We start from the raw sequence: 16174 nt of genomic DNA, 5'->3' as shown, positions 1-16174 counted from the left end.
GTCATTGCGAGGAGTTGCGAAGCATGAAGCAAAGCAATCTGCTTGACAAAAAGATAAAAGATATGAACAGACTACAACAACTTTTTCAGACTAAGAAGAAAAACCTCCTTTCTATTTATTATACCGCAGGATATCCAAATTTAAATGATACCGTTAAAATTGCAGAGGCATTAGAGAAAGCAGGGGCTGATTTCATGGAAATAGGCTTTCCCTATTCAGATCCGGTTGCCGATGGACCAACTATCCAGGCTAGCAGCAAAGAAGCATTAGATAATGGCATGACGCTCGAAGTTCTTTTTGAGCAGTTAAAAGATTTGAGAGAAAAAGTCTCTATTCCAATTTTACTAATGGGTTATGTTAATGTAGTGCTGCAATACGGTGTAGCCAACTTTTGTAAGAAATGTAAGGAGGTTGGCGTGGACGGTTGCATTATTCCAGATTTACCCATGTACGAATATGAAGAACTTTATCGTGGGTGCTTCGATGAGAACGGCATTAGTAATATTTTCTTAGTAACACCACAAACTTCGGATGAGCGAATTCGAAAGATTGATAGTTTAAGTAATGCCTTTATTTATCTGCTATCTTCGGCAGCAACAACCGGAAAGGATTTAGCTGTTACCGAAAATGCAAGAGCTTATTTTTCCCGTATCCAATCTATGAACCTGAATAATCCCATCATGATCGGATTTGGGATTTCTGACAAACAGACGTTCAACTCGGCAAATGAATATGCCAGCGGAGCAATTATTGGAAGTGCTTTTGTGAAAAATATAGATAAAAACGAGTTGGAAGGGAGTATTAACAGCTTTATGAGCCAATTTAAATAATTATTCCATTCCGACCCACCATTCCTTAAAGGTTTGCTGATCATTTTTTAGATAAACAAGTTCTCCTATCATTGGCGTTACCAGAGGAATTGGGTTTTGAAGATTTTTATTGAGTGCAGAAATTCTGATGAGAGGCTCATCCCAAGCATGGTTGGCCATGATAAATTTTGATGAATGAACTGGAAATAAGCGTTGGGCTTTTAAATCTTGTGCCGCTTTCAGCGCTTCTTCTGGAAGATGGTGGATATATCTCCATTTAATATCATATTGCCCATTATCTAAAATAGCTAGGTCAAACGGGCCATATTTACTGCCTATCTCTGCATAATGGGTGTCGTAACCACTATCTCCGCCAATAAAAATTTTCGTCGTTGGTGATTGCAGCACATACGAGAGCCACAAGGTATTATTTTTTTTAAAACCTCTGCCCGAAAAATGTCTTGCCGGAGTGGTATATACCATAAATCCACCCGCTAAATCTATTTCTTCATTCCAATCTCTTTCTATGAGCTGGCTCTCTTGATACCCCCATTTCTCGAAATGTGAACCAACCCCTAATCCGCAAATAACCTTTTTTACTTTCGGTCGTAACGCCACCAAAGTTTCGTAGTCTGTGTGGTCATAATGGTCGTGGGAGATAAATAGATAGTCTATTGGGGGTAAATCGGCTACTGTATATTGATCGGTTCCTCTAAATGCTTTGTTGGTTCCTGGAAGGGGAGATGCGTTGCCACTAAACACAGGGTCTACCAATATTCGTTTGCCATCTAGTTGAATGAAATAAGAAGAATGGCCAAACCAGACCATGATATCTTCATCAATAGCTAAATTCAATAAATCTGTTTTAACAGCCGGTATTGCGTCTGTCGGACTTCGATGAGGGTTTCGCTTGAAAAAGAATTCGCTAATAACTTGATAGTAGCTGTATCCCTCGGTAATTTCTGGCGTGTAATGCTCGTTTTGGAATTTTCCATCTCTGAAATTCGGCGATTTCTTAATCTTCTCTAAACGGGCGCCGACTGGTTCTTTTCCAAATTTAGCTTGCTGTATATAAATAATGGTTGCAATGATGAAGATTGCAACTAGACTAACTACTGTGATCATAATCCATTTAATTAAGCGAAGTGTTTTGCTCTTCATGATAAATAGCACAAGAAAAAACTAGGCAGACTTGACTGTTTTTAAAAAGACAAAACCTAATAATCCAGCAATTAATGAAGTACATAATATGGCAAATTTTGCTTCCAAAATATGGCTAAGGTCGGCAAAGGAAAGTAACGAAATAAATATTGACATCGTAAAACCTATTCCCGCTAGCATTCCCACTCCCATAACGTGTTTCCAGTTTGCGCCCGATGGGAGCCTTGCCAATTTTATCTTCACTGCAAACCAAGAAAATAGGGTAACTCCAATTGTCTTCCCAAAGAATAAACCAAAGAAAATTCCTAAACCAAGGGGAGAAATAAGACCGGTGATCATTTCTTTTTCGAATGTGATATTTGTGTTTGCTAATGCAAAAATTGGCATAATTAAAAAATTTACCGGAACGGTTAAAAAGTGTTCCAATTTTTCCAAAGGCGATGCGATGGCCGTTGCGTTTGTTGGAATGGTAAAGGCCAACAGTACACCAGCAATTGTAGCATGAATACCCGAATGATGAACAAAATACCATAGGAATATTCCAGGTATTAAATAAAACCATAGTGAAGTAACCTTGAAATAATTTAATGCTATCAAAAAGGCGAAAACGCCACCAGCCATTAACAGATAATTCCAATGGATCTCAGCGGTATAGAATATTGCGATGACCAAAATTGCGCCTAAATCGTCAGCAATAGCTAATGCGGCTAGAAATATTTTCAGAGATGCGGGAACACTTTTACCTAGTAAGGCGATAATAGCTAAAGCAAATGCGATATCAGTGGCCATCGGGATGCCCCAGCCTGCTGCTGTATCTTCACCCTTGTTAAAGAAGAAATAAATTAATGCCGGAATAATCATTCCGCCAAATGCGGCAAGTACCGGTAACGACGCTTTTTGTAAACTTGATAACTCTCCTTCTACTAATTCTCTTTTTATTTCTAATCCTACTAAAAGGAAGAAAATAGCCATCAAACCATCGTTTACCCAAGCAGAAATACTATAAGTTAGTTGGAAAGGACCCAATGTAGTGCCGATTTGCTGCGCTAAAAAGTTGCTGAAGCTGTCTTTTTCGCCAGAGTTGGCAATACACAAAGAGATTGCAACACAAATTAACAGCAGTAAGCCACCAACTTTTCCGGAATTGAAAAACTTTTTGAAAATAGCAAGATTAATTTTTTTCTCCATGCGCTAAAAGTAAGAATTTATTGGGTAATTTATAGGAATGCTGCTAAATCCCCTTTTCCCTCTCTGATAATTTCAAAGGAACCGGTTGTACAATCAACTACTGTTGAAGCTTCATTATCACCATATCCTCCGTCAACAACAGCGTCAATAAGTTCTTGATACTTCTCGTAAATAAGCTCTGGGTCTGTAGAATACTCAATCAGCTCATCATCGTCTTTAATTGATGTAGAAATAATGGGGTTTCCCAGGGCTTCGACAATTGATCTTGCAATTTCATTATCGGGAACACGAATACCCACTGTTTTCTTATTAGAGCTGAGTAGCTTCGGTACGTTATTATTTGCATTAAAAATGAATGTAAACGGTCCGGGTAATGCTTTTTTTAATACCCTAAACACCGTTGTGTCTATTGGTTTGATAAAATCAGAAATATGCCTTAAGTCCGAACAGATAAAAGAAAAGTTAGCCTTCTCTGGCTTGATGCCCCGGATACGGCAGATTTTCTCAATGGCTTTCTGATTGGTAATGTCGCAACCCAAACCATACACAGTGTCAGTAGGATAAATAATTATTCCCCCTTTTTTTAGGATTTCTACAACCTGCTCAATCGCTCTCGGATTTGGATTTTCAGGATAAATCTTTATTAGCATACTCAAAAATAACAAAATTGCCTGCTACTTGTTTATGTTTCGTAAGATTATACGCATATCCTAAGAGATTTTTGAGTATATTGAATCAAAATATAAGTTATGAGAAAAGCTTTTGTTGCTATTGCAGCCTTCCTTGTTGCCCTAACTGTTATGCTAGGTCTATTGTATCCACCCTTATGGTGGTCGTTTATTTTTACAGGTCCTTTTGTGCTTTTAGGAGTTTATGATTTATACCAGCCTAAACATAGTATTGTACGTAACTATCCTGTTTTCGGGCGACTGCGCTATTTTATGGAAGAATTAAGGCCAAAAGTTTATCAATATTTTGTAGAAAGTGATACAAATGGAAAGCCCTTTAGCCGCTTGAATCGATCGCTCATTTATCAAAGAGCTAAAAAAGAAAATGACACCATTCCCTTTGGAACGCAATTAGATGTTTATGAAAACGGATATGAGTGGCTAAGTCATAGCATTGTTGCGATTAGTCATCACGAGCTTGATATCAATCCGAGGGTATTGGTTGGCGGACCGGCCTGTAAACAACCCTATTCGGCAAGTATATATAATATTTCGGCCATGAGTTTCGGGTCGCTTAGTAAGAACGCAATTCTTGCCTTAAATGGCGGCGCTAAAATGGGGAATTTTGCCCATAATACCGGCGAAGGAGGTATTAGTGATTATCACGCAAGTCCGGGCGGAGATTTGATATGGCAAATTGGAACAGGTTATTTTGGTTGCCGGCATCATGATGGGTCTTTCAATTATGAAGCCTTTGAGGAGCGTTCAAAAGCTGAAAACGTTAGGATGATCGAAATTAAATTATCTCAGGGCGCTAAACCCGGGCATGGAGGTATGTTGCCTGCAAAGAAAGTAACTCCCGAAGTAGCAAGGATCCGTTTAGTAAAGGAAGGATTTGATGTAAATTCTCCGCCTGCACATGCGGCATTTTCTACACCTATAGAGATGATGGACTTTGTTAAGAGATTGAGAGATTTGTCTGGAGGCAAACCCATTGGTTTTAAGTTATGCATCGGTCGCAGAAGTGAGTTTTTAGCGATTTGCAAAGCAATGGTAGAAACTGGTATTTATGTTGATTTTATTACAGTAGATGGGGGCGAAGGGGGAACTGGTGCTGCACCACAGGAGTTTTCGAATGCAGTGGGGATGCCTTTAAGAGAGGCTGTCGCATTTGTTTACGATATATTAACTGGTTTTGATTTAAAGAAGCATATCAAAATTATTGCATCGGGTAAGGTTTCGTCGGGTTTCGACTTGGTTAAAAATATAGCATTGGGAGCAGATTTGTGTAATTCTGCCCGCGGAATGATGTTTGCCTTAGGCTGTATCCAAGCGTTGGAATGTAATAGTAATACGTGTCCTACAGGGGTCGCTACGCAGGATGAGAGTTTAATGAAAGGCTTGGTTGTGGAAGACAAAACAGTAAGGGTATTTAATTTTCACCGTTTAACGGTACAAAGTGCGGTTGAACTTTTGGGTGCGGCAGGTCTACGTCACCCTTATCAATTAACGAGGGCTTACGTAAACCGCAGAATGACTCAAAATGTGATGCAATCTTATCTTGAAACTTATCCTTATATACCGGAAGGAAGCTTACTAAAAACGCCATACCCGGCACAATTTGAACTGGGTATGGCGTTAAGTACGGCTGCTAGTTTCGCGCCGACTGACTATAAAGTTTCTGCCGTAGATTATCAAGCTGCAAGCTCACATCAAATCTAATGATTTAAAAATCTGCGTTTTTTGGGAATCTTGGAAAAGCAATAACATCTCTAATATTGGTCATTCCAGTTACAAAAAGCACTAATCTTTCAAATCCAAGGCCAAAACCTGCATGAGGTACCGATCCAAATCTCCGCGTATCTAAGTACCACCATAGTTCGTCTTGTGGTATATCCATTTCTTCCATACGCTTGGTTAATTTATCTAGGCGTTCCTCACGCTGTGAGCCGCCAATCATTTCTCCTATACCCGGAAAAAGCACATCCATGGCAGCTACTGTTTTACCATCTTCATTCATGCGCATGTAGAATGATTTGATATCTTTCGGATAGTCAGTTAAAATAACAGGTTTTTTAAAGTGTTTTTCAACAAGATAACGCTCATGTTCTGATTGTAAATCTGCTCCCCATTCGTCTATCAGGTATTTAAATTGCTTTTTCTGATTAGGCTTAGAATGTTTTAAAATCTGTATGGCTTCTGTATAAGTTAAACGCTCAAAGTCATTTGCTAAACAGAAGTTTAATTTTTCTATCAAAGTCAGTTCGCTTCTTTCTTGTTGAGGCTTTTGTTTTTCTTCATCTAATAGCCGATCATTTAGGAAAGCTATTTCCTCTTTACAATTAACTAGAGCATAATTGATGATGTATTTCATCATATCTTCTGCCAATTGCATGTTATCCTCCAGATCTGCAAAAGCAACCTCGGGTTCAATCATCCAAAACTCTGCTAAGTGGCGCGTTGTATTAGAGTTTTCTGCTCTGAAAGTTGGACCAAATGTATAGATTTGACCAAAAGCTGTAGCGGCTAACTCCCCTTCAAGCTGTCCGGATACCGTTAAGTTAGTAGCTCGGCCAAAAAAATCGGCCGAAAAATCTACTTTGCCATCTTCGGTTCTCGGTGTATTATCAAAATCTAAAGTAGTTACTTTAAACATTTCTCCAGCACCTTCCGCATCACTGGCAGTTACAACTGGGGTATGCATATAGACAAAGCCCCGTTCATTGTAAAATTGGTGGATGGCAAATGCTAAGGCATGACGAACTTTAAAGACAGCATTAAATGTATTTGTTCTGAAACGCAAATGTGCAATCTCTCTTAAAAATTCCAGACTATGTTTCTTAGGTTGTAACGGGTATTGCTCCGCATTGCTATCTCCAAGTATTTCAATAGAAGAGGCTTTAATATCGACTTTTTGGCCTTTTCCCAGAGATTCAACAATAGTACCTTTTACAGCCAGTGCAGCGCCCGTAGTTATACGTTTTAATAACTCCTCTGGAGTATTGGTAAAATCGACTACAATTTGGATGTTTCCCATGCACGATCCGTCATTCAGGGCAATAAATTGATTGTTACGAAAAGTTCGCACCCAACCCATAACAGTTACTTCTTTGTTAAATACTGTGGTGTCCAGTAAATCTTTAATTTTTTCTCTCTTTATCATTCTGCAATAGCTTTTATAAGGGGGTCAAAAATAAGGATTTAAACCTAAAAGATGAGAAAATTAGGATAATATTTATTATTATAACTTAAGTTTGTAGAGGTTAAATCTATCAATACTTTGTCTGTGAAAATTTTTGGAAAACATATTAACGGAAAGCAGCTAGTTGGTGATCATAAGTTGTTTTCACTAGAGGAGCGGATTTTCAACACCGTTTGCATTATTTCGTTTCTCACCATGTGTTTTGAAGTCCCTTTTAACTTTAGTATCGGGTTGATTGTGCCTGGAAGTCTTTGTGTTTTCGGTCTTTTTTTTGCCGCATTTCTATATTATCTATCTCGTTTTAAAAGAAGGTCGGCCATAGGGATTAAGCTTTTCTGTTTTGTGTGCAATCTACTTTTTATAGTCAACTATTTTTTTAATTCAGGAATTTTTGGACCCAATCTTTTATTATTTTCACTCGCTTTTTTGTTGAGTGTTACTATTACTCCAAAAAGTCAGCTTAAAATTTGGGTGTCTCTTAATTTAATAACGGTATTTGCAATTTTAGCTATTGAATATTTATATCCAACCCTGGTGAAAAATGTTTACGACAATGGCTTAAATAAAACTATCGATTTCGCAATTACTTATTTTGTGACCGTTGTGCTTACTTATTATGCCATTAGCTATGTGAGGAAGAATTATGATATTGAAAAAAAGTCCGTAATCGATCAGAATTTTGCAATTGAACGTCAGAAAGATGAGCTAGAACGTTTGAACTCAGAAAAAGATAAGCTTTTTTCCATTGTTACACACGATCTTAGAACGCCACTTAATTCCATTCAAAGCTATTTAGAGTTACTTTCAGTAACTGATTTAGAGGAGGAAGAACGTAAAGATTTAAAGCAAAAGTTGTTAGGGATTACCAAAGATACGTCAGATATGTTAACCAATGTATTATTGTGGTCTAAAACTCAAATGGAAGGTTCCCGTGCAACGTTAGCCCCTTTAAATGTTAAAGACGTTATAACAGGGGCGCTGAACGTTGAGAAGCAGCTAGCAGGTAACAAAGGGATAGCATTCGAGATTGTTTGTGACGAAGATCTGGGTATCAGCGCCGATAGAAATATGTTTGAGTTGGTGTTAAGGAACTTAGTCAATAATGCAATAAAGTTTACGTCAAAAATGGGTTCAGTAAAGGTGTCAGCAATTCCAAAAGGTAAGGAGTGTCACATCCTGATACAGGATAATGGTTTGGGAATTGACGAATCCCAAAAAAGTAAGTTGTTTCAGTTGAAAGCTGCCTCTACTTATGGTACTAATAACGAAAGAGGCATAGGGGTAGGTTTAATATTGTGTAAGGAGTTAACCGAATTGCAGGGTGGTGAGATTTGGTTTGAAAGCAAGTTAGGAGAGGGTTCAATCTTTTATCTCTCATTTAATTTGGTAGATTTATAGAAAAAAAGGTATTATTTCTTTAATTTTTTCTTTTTTTTTCATTTTTTGTAATTACATCTCGCTTTTATATGAGTTTTTCTGGTAAAATCTATTTTATTACCTAATTTTTCATATATATTGTTGTATTAAATATATTGTTTTGTTAATATGTGTTAAATAATTAGTGGTTTATTGATTTTTTAGTGTAAATTTTTGTTTTTTGTGTTGAAAATTTAAATAATATCTATATATTTGTGGTGTTCATACAAAAAGTACATTTATATTTGGTTTGATTAAGGCTCTAGTTGGATGACTAGAGCCTTGTCATTAAAAAATCGCAGAATATTAACTAACATAGAACTAAAACCAACCAACCTAAACTAAAAAAGCCAGTCGAATTCGACTGGCTTTTTTAGTTTAGGATTATTATTTGCTTTTAAGCAAGAACTTTAGTCACTAAATCTGCAGCATCTTTTAATGCAATAGCAGAATAAACTTTAAGTCCAGAATCATCAATTAATTTTTTAGCCTCCACTGCATTTGTTCCTTGTAAACGACAGATAATTGGAACTGGCACGTTACCTATTTCTTTGTAGGCATCAATTACACCTTGTGCAACGCGGTCACACCTCACAATACCACCGAAGATATTGATTAAGATAGCTTTCACATTTGGGTCTTTTAAAATTATATTAAAGCCTGCTTTAACCGTAGTGGCATTGGCAGTACCACCTACATCTAAGAAATTGGCAGGTTCACCACCAGCAATTTTAATAATGTCCATAGTAGCCATCGCTAATCCAGCCCCGTTTACCATACAGCCCACATTCCCATCAAGCTTCACGTAGTTTAAATTGCTTTCACTAGCTTCAACATCCGTCGGATCCTCTTCTAGTTTATCGCGCATGGCCGCGTAATCAGGGTGACGGAATAGTGCATTTTCGTCAAGATCTACTTTTGCATCAACAGCAATAATTTTATCATCGCTTGTTTTTAATACCGGGTTAATTTCAAACATAGAAGAATCTGTACTTTCATATGCTTTATACAACGCAGATACAAATTTCACCATTTCTTTATGCGCAGCACCGGTTAAACCAAGGTTAAACGCGATTTTTCTCGCTTGAAAACCTTGTAATCCAACTTTTGGATCAATTTCTTCTTTGAATATCAAGTGTGGAGTATGCTCAGCAACTTCTTCAATATCCATTCCGCCTTCTGTACTATACATGATGATGTTAGTGCCATTTGCACGGTTTAACAAAACACTCATGTAAAATTCCTTTGTTTCAGAAGCACCAGGATAGTAAACGTCTTGAGCTACTAAAATTTTATTCACTTTCTTCCCTTCTGCACTTGTCTGTGGGGTAATTAATTGCATACCAAGGATGTCGGTTGCTCTTTGCTTTACCTCATCCAGGTTTTTAGCTAATTTAACACCTCCGCCTTTTCCGCGTCCACCTGCATGAATTTGTGCTTTAATCACAACCCAGTCAGAATTATAGTCTGTTTTCATCTTCTTAGCGGCCTCAACAGCTTGATCAACTGTATCAGCAACAATGCCTTCTTGCACTGCAACACCAAAACTCTTTAAAATTTGTTTACCTTGATATTCGTGGATATTCATTTGCTCGAAAAATTTGCTCAAATCTACAATTTAATTTTTTAGTATCAAGTACCGGGGAGCTTACTTTTTCCTGTTATTTTGTCTTAAATTGTTTTTAGCAAGGTATTGCATAGTTTGCCAATCTCTATAATTCCAGGATAGCCAGGTTGTGCGGTTCCACTCTTTTTCAAACATCTCAACTCTCAGCGCCAAATCCTGTTCAAAGGCATTAACTAAAAAATAACTGGTTGATGCATTTGTTGGTGAAAGATATTTCTTTAACAGTTCCCTGTTTTCAAATAACAGCGGTAGCGTTTTGTTAGACATACTCATCAGATGATTAACATCCAAATCTGTCGCATTTTTATGTTTGAGGTTATAGCTCACAATAAAAACATCCCAATTAATGGTGCTGAATAAAATAAGCAAAGCATACCAACTTAGGCTGTTAATACTATATAGATAAAAGAAAGTTTTTTGCTTTGCTACTTTAATGTAAACAGTGATCAAACCAATGCTACATAGCAACGAGAAAACAATCACCCCTATCCGCTTATAGGTTAAACCATGCATATCGATGTAATGATAGTCTCTGATTAAGACAGATAAAACCAAGAAAATATTTTGCACAATCCAGCAGTAAGCTAAAATACGAAGGGTTTTATTCTTGCAATAGAAATTCAAATTTCCATTAAAAAAGTAAAGTATCACACACATTGCCATCACAATACTTATAATAAGTGCATTTGTGCTGCCGTGAAGGGCTAGTGAAAAATCAACACTTCCAATATCTCCGACCCATAAGGTGGAAAAGTCTATTGCATTCAAAAAAAGAAGGAGTGTGTTTAAGCCAATAAATGAGATAACCGCAATGGTATGTTCAGTTTTCAAAGCCATTTTTTTGCTCTTTAAGTTTCCGATAAATAGCATGCTGATCTCACTATATATAGTTAATTCTTTTTTTTGACGACGGGTTCGCACCAGATGGTTTTTTAAATTGCATTCCATGCTAGCAAGCCCATGTTTAAAACAAATAAATACACCTGTACTAAACAAAATTCCTAATAGCAAAAATAAAATCCGCTCCAATTTGATGTCTTTAAAGAAAAACTCAAAAATGTGCGTAAAGAGTTGAGCTATGTTCTCAGAAAAGTTGGTTAGATAGGAACTGAAAACTGGATTTGCTATACTATAAATTATACTAAATAGAAACAATATAAAAGTTGGAAAAATTAGGTATTTGATTAGTTTAAGTGTAGGTCTTAAGGTTACACTGCCAATTTCAATTTCAATAACTTTTTTAAACAGACTAAATGGGGCGGTAGTAAACTGTAAGATTGAGACTAGCAGGGCTGTACATATACTCCTTAATTGAGGATAATGAGTGTATCCTACCAAAACAAATAGGCTTATATACCAGGTGAGGATTGTTAAATCAGATTGATTGATTACTACGAGTATGCTTGCGATTAAATGCGATGCCGCAATTACGAGTAACTTTTTGCTCCTTATATCCTTGGTAAACAGATATACTGTTAGAATAAATAGCGAATACAAAAATAAATTAAGTGCTAGGCTTTCCATCCAAAATAAGTAATTGAATAGTAAACCACTTAATATTACAATGATTAGGTTTTTGTCGATTTTATATGTCATTTTGATTTATTTAAAAGTACTTTGTTTTTCAAAGTATAAGTGTAAAAAAAGATTATATCGTTCTAATCATTTTTTCAAGTGCATCTAAATGCATTTTAAAAGATTGTTTACCCAAAGCAGTAATGCTGTAGGTAGTGCTAGTTTTACGGCCAACAAAGGCTTTGTTGACGTTTAGATATTGTGCCTGCTCCAAAGTATTTAAATGAGAAGCTAAGTTGCCATCTGTAAGCGCAAGCATTTCCTTTAGCTCATTGAAACTCACATTTTCATTTACAGCAAGCAGAGACATCACACCCAGTCTTATTCTGCTGTCGAATATTTTATTTAAATCTGCTATCGGATTCTTCATTATTTGGTCCTTTCATATTTAAAGTACATAATCGCACCATAAACGATATGTAAAATACCAAAGCCCATTGCCCAAAAATATAACCCGTAGTGAATGTTGAACATAGCTATTAAACCCAAAATAACTTCACAGAAACCCAGGAATCGAATATCAGAAAAAGTATACTTACTCGCATTGATTAAGGCTAAACCATAAAAAATTAAACAAGAAGGAGCAATTAAACCAATTGAGTTTGCATGGTTAAATAATATTGAAACTATAAATAATCCCCCAGCTGCAAGTGGAATTGCCAAATTTAAAAGGAGATTTTTAGCGGTTTTATCCCAAAGTGGTAGCTTTCTTTTTACGGTTTGTCGGTAGGTGAATAATAATCCACCGGCAAGTGCTACAATCAATACACTAATTCCTATCTTTAACAATACAAACTCTAAATCCAGCTCAGCATCAATGCCATAGCCATAAGTGCCGGCCATATAAGACTTAACCTCTAGGTGAGCCATATAAGCACCTATTAAGGCTATAATCCCAGCAAAAATACCCGACAAGCCGCTTAGCGAGATAAACCGAGACGAACGATCCATCATATTACGGATATCGCTTAGCGCACTTAATTGTTCTTCTTTATTATTCATGTTAAAAGCACTTTGTTTTTCAAAGTTATAGAATAAAATTGAATTCGCAAAATTAAGCGCTTCAACATTTCAATTTCGTACCTTTGCTAAATGCTAAAAGCTACTGGAATAAAAAAAACATATGGAAATCTATCTATTTTAAAAGGAGTAGATTTTGAAGTTTCCCAGGGAGAGATTGTAAGTATTATCGGTGCCTCTGGTGCGGGTAAAAGTACGTTATTGCATATTTTGGGGAGCTTAGACCAGCCAGATGAAGGTTTGGTTTCTCTGAATGGGGTGGCGGTAAACAAACTTTCTGGCGAACTTTTAAGTGTTTTCAGAAATCAAAATATTGGTTTTGTCTTTCAATTTCATCATTTGTTGCCCGAGTTTACCGCTTTAGAAAACATTTGTATTCCAGCATTTATTGCCAAGAAAGGTAAGAAAGAAGCCGAAGCAAAAGCCTATGAATTATTAGATTTGTTTGAACTTAGAGATAGGGCATCACATAAACCCAATCAACTATCGGGTGGTGAGCAACAAAGAATTGCCGTTGCAAGGGCATTGATTAATAATCCTGCAATTGTTTTAGCAGATGAACCCTCAGGAAACCTCGATTCCGCTAATGCGAATGGATTGCATCAGCTGTTTATAAATCTACGAGATAAATTCAATCAAACTTTTGTGATTGTAACCCATAATGAAGATTTGGCTAAAATTAGCAACCGTGTTGTAACCATGAAAGATGGATTAATTATTTAAAGAATTGAAAATATTAATTACTGGAGGAAACTCAGCGAAAGCACTAAAAATTTTAAAAGCATTTACCCAACACCAAGTTATTCTTGCCGACTATGGAGAGGTGCCTTCTTTTTCATTTGTTAGTTTAGGTGAAAAAAATGAGGATACAATTGCCCATTCACTGCTTAACACCTGTCTAGATCTTGCAGTTGACGCGATTTTGCCTTTGCATCATTTTGAAATTGAACCGATGGCTAAAGCCAAAGTTCTTTTTAATGAATTTAATATCGAGGTATTATTACCTAACCTGGAGGCTTTAAGTACTTATCAGGAAATTCATTCATTCGCAAAACAAGATGAATGGATGCTGTTCATAGCCGGGGAGGTATTAGGTGCCTCAACGATTGATGCTGACCTTACTTTTTTTGGCAAAAAAGCTCAGTTAAATGGGGTATTTAAATTTAATCAGGGTGAGTCTGTAACGAATTTAAGGTTATTTACGATTTAGCATTAAAAAGATTATGGCTTTCGAGACTCACATAGCTCCTAAAACAGCATTTATATTTGGTTTTGACAATGTTTTGTACCCTGAAAAGGATTATTTACTACAGGTGTACTATCTATTTTCGGAATTTATGGAATATACCGAGCAACTAAATGCCAAGCAGATTGTAGCGTTTATGCAAAGTGAATTCGCTGTAAATGGAAATGAGACCATATTTGATAAAACTGCCGCGAAGTTTGATATCCCCGAAAAATATCGATCGAATTTTAACTTACTTCATGAAAATGCCCGGCTACCACTCAAGTTATTGCCTTACCAACAAATCTTAGCATTCTTACAAGAAATAGTAGTCGAGCGAAAAGCAATTTATTTATTGGTGACTGGTAACCCTACTCAACAGCTGAATAAGATTAGGCAGCTGGAATGGCATGGCTTGGAGCAGTATCTAAAAGTATATTTTTCTGAGGAAATAGCGCCTACACTTTCCGTAAAAAGTTTTGATTTTATCGTTGACCTTCACCACCTTAACAAAGATGAGGTGCTTTATATCGGCGCTACTGAAGAGGAGGGAAAAATAGCAACTCAAGCAGAAATAGGTTTTTTATTTGCGCCCAAACTATTCTGACATTTTTTTCGTTAGTTTGCATAACTACCTATTGAAATTAAAATATTATACACACAAAATGAAACTAAATTACGCATTCCTTTTTTTGGTACTTTGCATAGGTTTTACCTCCTGTAAAAGAAAACCAAAGGTTGATCCAGAGCCAAAGACCACTCGAGCCGACTTATCTCGTGATTCTATCTATTTGTACGCAAAAGAAATTTACTTATGGAATGACGCCATCCCTACTTATGATGCTTTTAATCCAAGGAAATTTACTTCAGAATCATCTGATTTATCAAATTATGAAAAGGAATTAATCGCATTAACCCAGTATAAAATTAATCCGGCAACAGGTTCACCTTACGAATATTTTGCGAATGGTACTGATTCTAAGTATTCCTATATTATCGATAAAGCTGATGAAAATCCGATTGCTTTTGTCCCGACAGAAAGAAGCTCGGTAGACTTAGAAGGCAATGGAAATGATTTTGGGATTAAATTAACGGCCTATACCTACCCTGATAAGTCATTTGAATTAATGATTATGGCTGTGTATGAAAATTCACCTGCTGATAAAGCGGGATTGATTCGTAGCAATAAGATCACAAAGATTAACGGTACTACTGTTGGAACAAATTATGATACCCAAAAGGATCTGATTAATACCGCCATTAATAATAATATTATGCAGTTGGAGTATGTGAATTTTACAAATGGCGTGGCTTCGGGGAGTCCGGTGACGGTTAATTTAATTAAAAATTCCTACAAGAGTAGTCCATTCTATGCTACAAAGGTTTTTACAGCTGGAGCGAAAAAAATAGGTTATTTGGCTTACGCAAGGTTCTCTACCTTGTCTAACTCTCAGCAAGGGTTCACACAAGCGTTTAATACTTTTAGTACAGGAGGAGTAACTGATTTAATTATCGATTTGAGATATAATGGTGGCGGCTACGTAAACACCGCGCAATATTTGATTAACCAAATTGCACCTGCTTCTGCAACTGGAAAGGTGATGTTCACAGAACATTATAATACGCTAATGCAGGCGAATAACGCAAATATTTTAAAAAACCAGCCTTATACGGATGGTACAGGGAAAATTGTGTATGAAAATGGTAGGATGCTTACACTGGATGATGTGGATTATTCAGTTGCAGGAAATACGGAAAGGTATTTAAAAGCAGGGCCATTAAATACCACAAATACGATTTCAAATATTGTCTTTATTGTATCTGGAAATACCGCTTCAGCTAGTGAGTTAGTTATCAATTCTTTAAAGCCTTATATGACTGTTAAGGTATTGGGTACAAAAACCTATGGCAAGCCGGTTGGCTTTTTCCCAATTACCATTGAAAATAAATATAAGGTCTTCTATTCTTTATTTCAAACAAAAAACTCATTGGGTCAGGGCGAATATTTTGATGGGATGACTCCAGATGTTGTTGATTTACCAGGAGACGATTTTTATGATGACCCATACCATAATTTTGGCGATTCACAAGAAAGCTATTTGAAAAAGTCTATTGCACTTCTGGCACCTGGAGTGGTTATCACTACTTTGGGTAAAACTGCAGAAACGTCAACACTACTTGCTGCTAAACAAAGAACTTCTCAGGCAAGACCGATGGCTGGCGGAAATGAATTTGTAGGAATGATTGAAAACAGGCCAAAGTTGAAGCAATAAGTATTCAATT

Annotated in this window: 15 protein-coding genes; 7 read left to right on the top strand and 8 right to left on the bottom strand. The window is 36.6% G+C overall.

Annotation, left to right across the window (positions count from 1 at the left end; translation table 11 throughout):
- Nucleotides 1-62 precede the first annotated feature (62 nt).
- Nucleotides 63-830 (top strand): tryptophan synthase subunit alpha, encoded by a 768-nt coding sequence (gene trpA, locus BM207_RS05530; protein ID WP_090992947.1) that lies wholly within the window; start codon nucleotides 63-65, stop codon nucleotides 828-830.
- On the opposite strand, the gene BM207_RS05525 is transcribed toward trpA, so the two are convergent.
- The 3 genes from BM207_RS05525 to BM207_RS05515 are packed head-to-tail and all read right to left on the bottom strand — an operon-like array spanning nucleotide 831 to nucleotide 3808.
- Complete coding sequence (locus BM207_RS05525) at nucleotides 831-1970, bottom strand: MBL fold metallo-hydrolase (protein WP_245768039.1); 1140 nt, start codon at nucleotides 1968-1970, stop codon at nucleotides 831-833. It abuts the gene before it with no gap.
- A gap of 21 nt (nucleotides 1971-1991) precedes the next feature.
- Nucleotides 1992-3158, bottom strand: coding sequence for a Na+/H+ antiporter NhaA (nhaA, locus tag BM207_RS05520; protein WP_090992585.1), 1167 nt, complete (start codon nucleotides 3156-3158; stop codon nucleotides 1992-1994).
- Between the two features lie 29 nt (nucleotides 3159-3187).
- Entirely contained in the window at nucleotides 3188-3808 is a 621-nt protein-coding gene (locus tag BM207_RS05515) for an L-threonylcarbamoyladenylate synthase (RefSeq protein ID WP_090992584.1), read from the bottom strand.
- 99 nt (nucleotides 3809-3907) lie between these two features.
- Between BM207_RS05515 and BM207_RS05510 the strand changes: the two genes are divergently transcribed.
- Nucleotides 3908-5548, top strand: a complete 1641-nt coding sequence (locus BM207_RS05510) for an FMN-binding glutamate synthase family protein (RefSeq protein ID WP_090992583.1) — start codon at nucleotides 3908-3910, stop codon at nucleotides 5546-5548.
- 4 nt (nucleotides 5549-5552) lie between these two features.
- Here BM207_RS05510 and asnS read toward each other — a convergent pair whose 3' ends face one another.
- Nucleotides 5553-6989, bottom strand: coding sequence for an asparagine--tRNA ligase (gene asnS / locus BM207_RS05505; RefSeq protein WP_090992582.1), 1437 nt, complete (start codon nucleotides 6987-6989; stop codon nucleotides 5553-5555).
- Nucleotides 6990-7499: 510 nt separating this feature from the next.
- On the opposite strand from asnS, the gene BM207_RS05500 reads away from it, so the two are divergent.
- Entirely contained in the window at nucleotides 7500-8426 is a 927-nt protein-coding gene (locus tag BM207_RS05500) for a sensor histidine kinase (protein WP_177217063.1), read from the top strand.
- A gap of 415 nt (nucleotides 8427-8841) precedes the next feature.
- On the opposite strand, the gene sucC is transcribed toward BM207_RS05500, so the two are convergent.
- From sucC to BM207_RS05480, 4 genes are read right to left on the bottom strand one after another with little or no spacing between them, the layout of a single operon-like run.
- Entirely contained in the window at nucleotides 8842-10032 is a 1191-nt protein-coding gene (gene sucC, locus BM207_RS05495) for an ADP-forming succinate--CoA ligase subunit beta (RefSeq protein WP_090992580.1), read from the bottom strand.
- A gap of 60 nt (nucleotides 10033-10092) precedes the next feature.
- Nucleotides 10093-11667, bottom strand: a complete 1575-nt coding sequence (locus BM207_RS05490) for a DUF4153 domain-containing protein (protein WP_090992579.1) — start codon at nucleotides 11665-11667, stop codon at nucleotides 10093-10095.
- Nucleotides 11668-11719: 52 nt separating this feature from the next.
- A complete protein-coding gene (locus tag BM207_RS05485) occupies nucleotides 11720-12016 on the bottom strand; it encodes a winged helix-turn-helix domain-containing protein (protein WP_090992578.1) in 297 nt (98 codons plus the stop codon).
- Nucleotides 12016-12648, bottom strand: a complete 633-nt coding sequence (locus BM207_RS05480; protein ID WP_090992577.1) for a hypothetical protein — start codon at nucleotides 12646-12648, stop codon at nucleotides 12016-12018. The genes BM207_RS05485 and BM207_RS05480 overlap by 1 nt, the downstream gene beginning before the upstream one ends.
- 90 nt (nucleotides 12649-12738) lie before the next feature.
- Here BM207_RS05480 and BM207_RS05475 point away from each other — a divergent pair, with 90 nt between their 5' ends.
- Genes BM207_RS05475 through BM207_RS05460 form a run of 4 tightly spaced genes read left to right on the top strand, consistent with a single transcriptional unit; the run spans nucleotide 12739 to nucleotide 16164 of the window.
- Nucleotides 12739-13389, top strand: a complete 651-nt coding sequence (locus BM207_RS05475) for an ABC transporter ATP-binding protein (RefSeq protein WP_090992576.1) — start codon at nucleotides 12739-12741, stop codon at nucleotides 13387-13389.
- Between the two features lie 4 nt (nucleotides 13390-13393).
- A complete protein-coding gene (locus tag BM207_RS05470; protein ID WP_090992575.1) occupies nucleotides 13394-13876 on the top strand; it encodes an ATP-grasp domain-containing protein in 483 nt (160 codons plus the stop codon).
- Between the two features lie 13 nt (nucleotides 13877-13889).
- Nucleotides 13890-14498: an HAD hydrolase-like protein gene (locus tag BM207_RS05465; RefSeq protein ID WP_090992574.1), complete on the top strand. Its 609-nt coding sequence runs from the start codon at nucleotides 13890-13892 to the stop codon at nucleotides 14496-14498.
- A 58-nt stretch (nucleotides 14499-14556) separates the two neighbouring features.
- Entirely contained in the window at nucleotides 14557-16164 is a 1608-nt protein-coding gene (locus tag BM207_RS05460) for a S41 family peptidase (RefSeq protein WP_090992573.1), read from the top strand.
- Nucleotides 16165-16174 lie beyond the last annotated feature (10 nt).

The sequence above is a fragment of the Pedobacter insulae genome, from assembly GCF_900113525.1.
Classification (GTDB): Bacteria; Bacteroidota; Bacteroidia; order Sphingobacteriales; family Sphingobacteriaceae; genus Pedobacter; species Pedobacter insulae.
The sequence above is the reverse complement of the archived record's forward strand: the minus strand, read 5'-3'. Positions and strand labels throughout refer to the sequence as shown.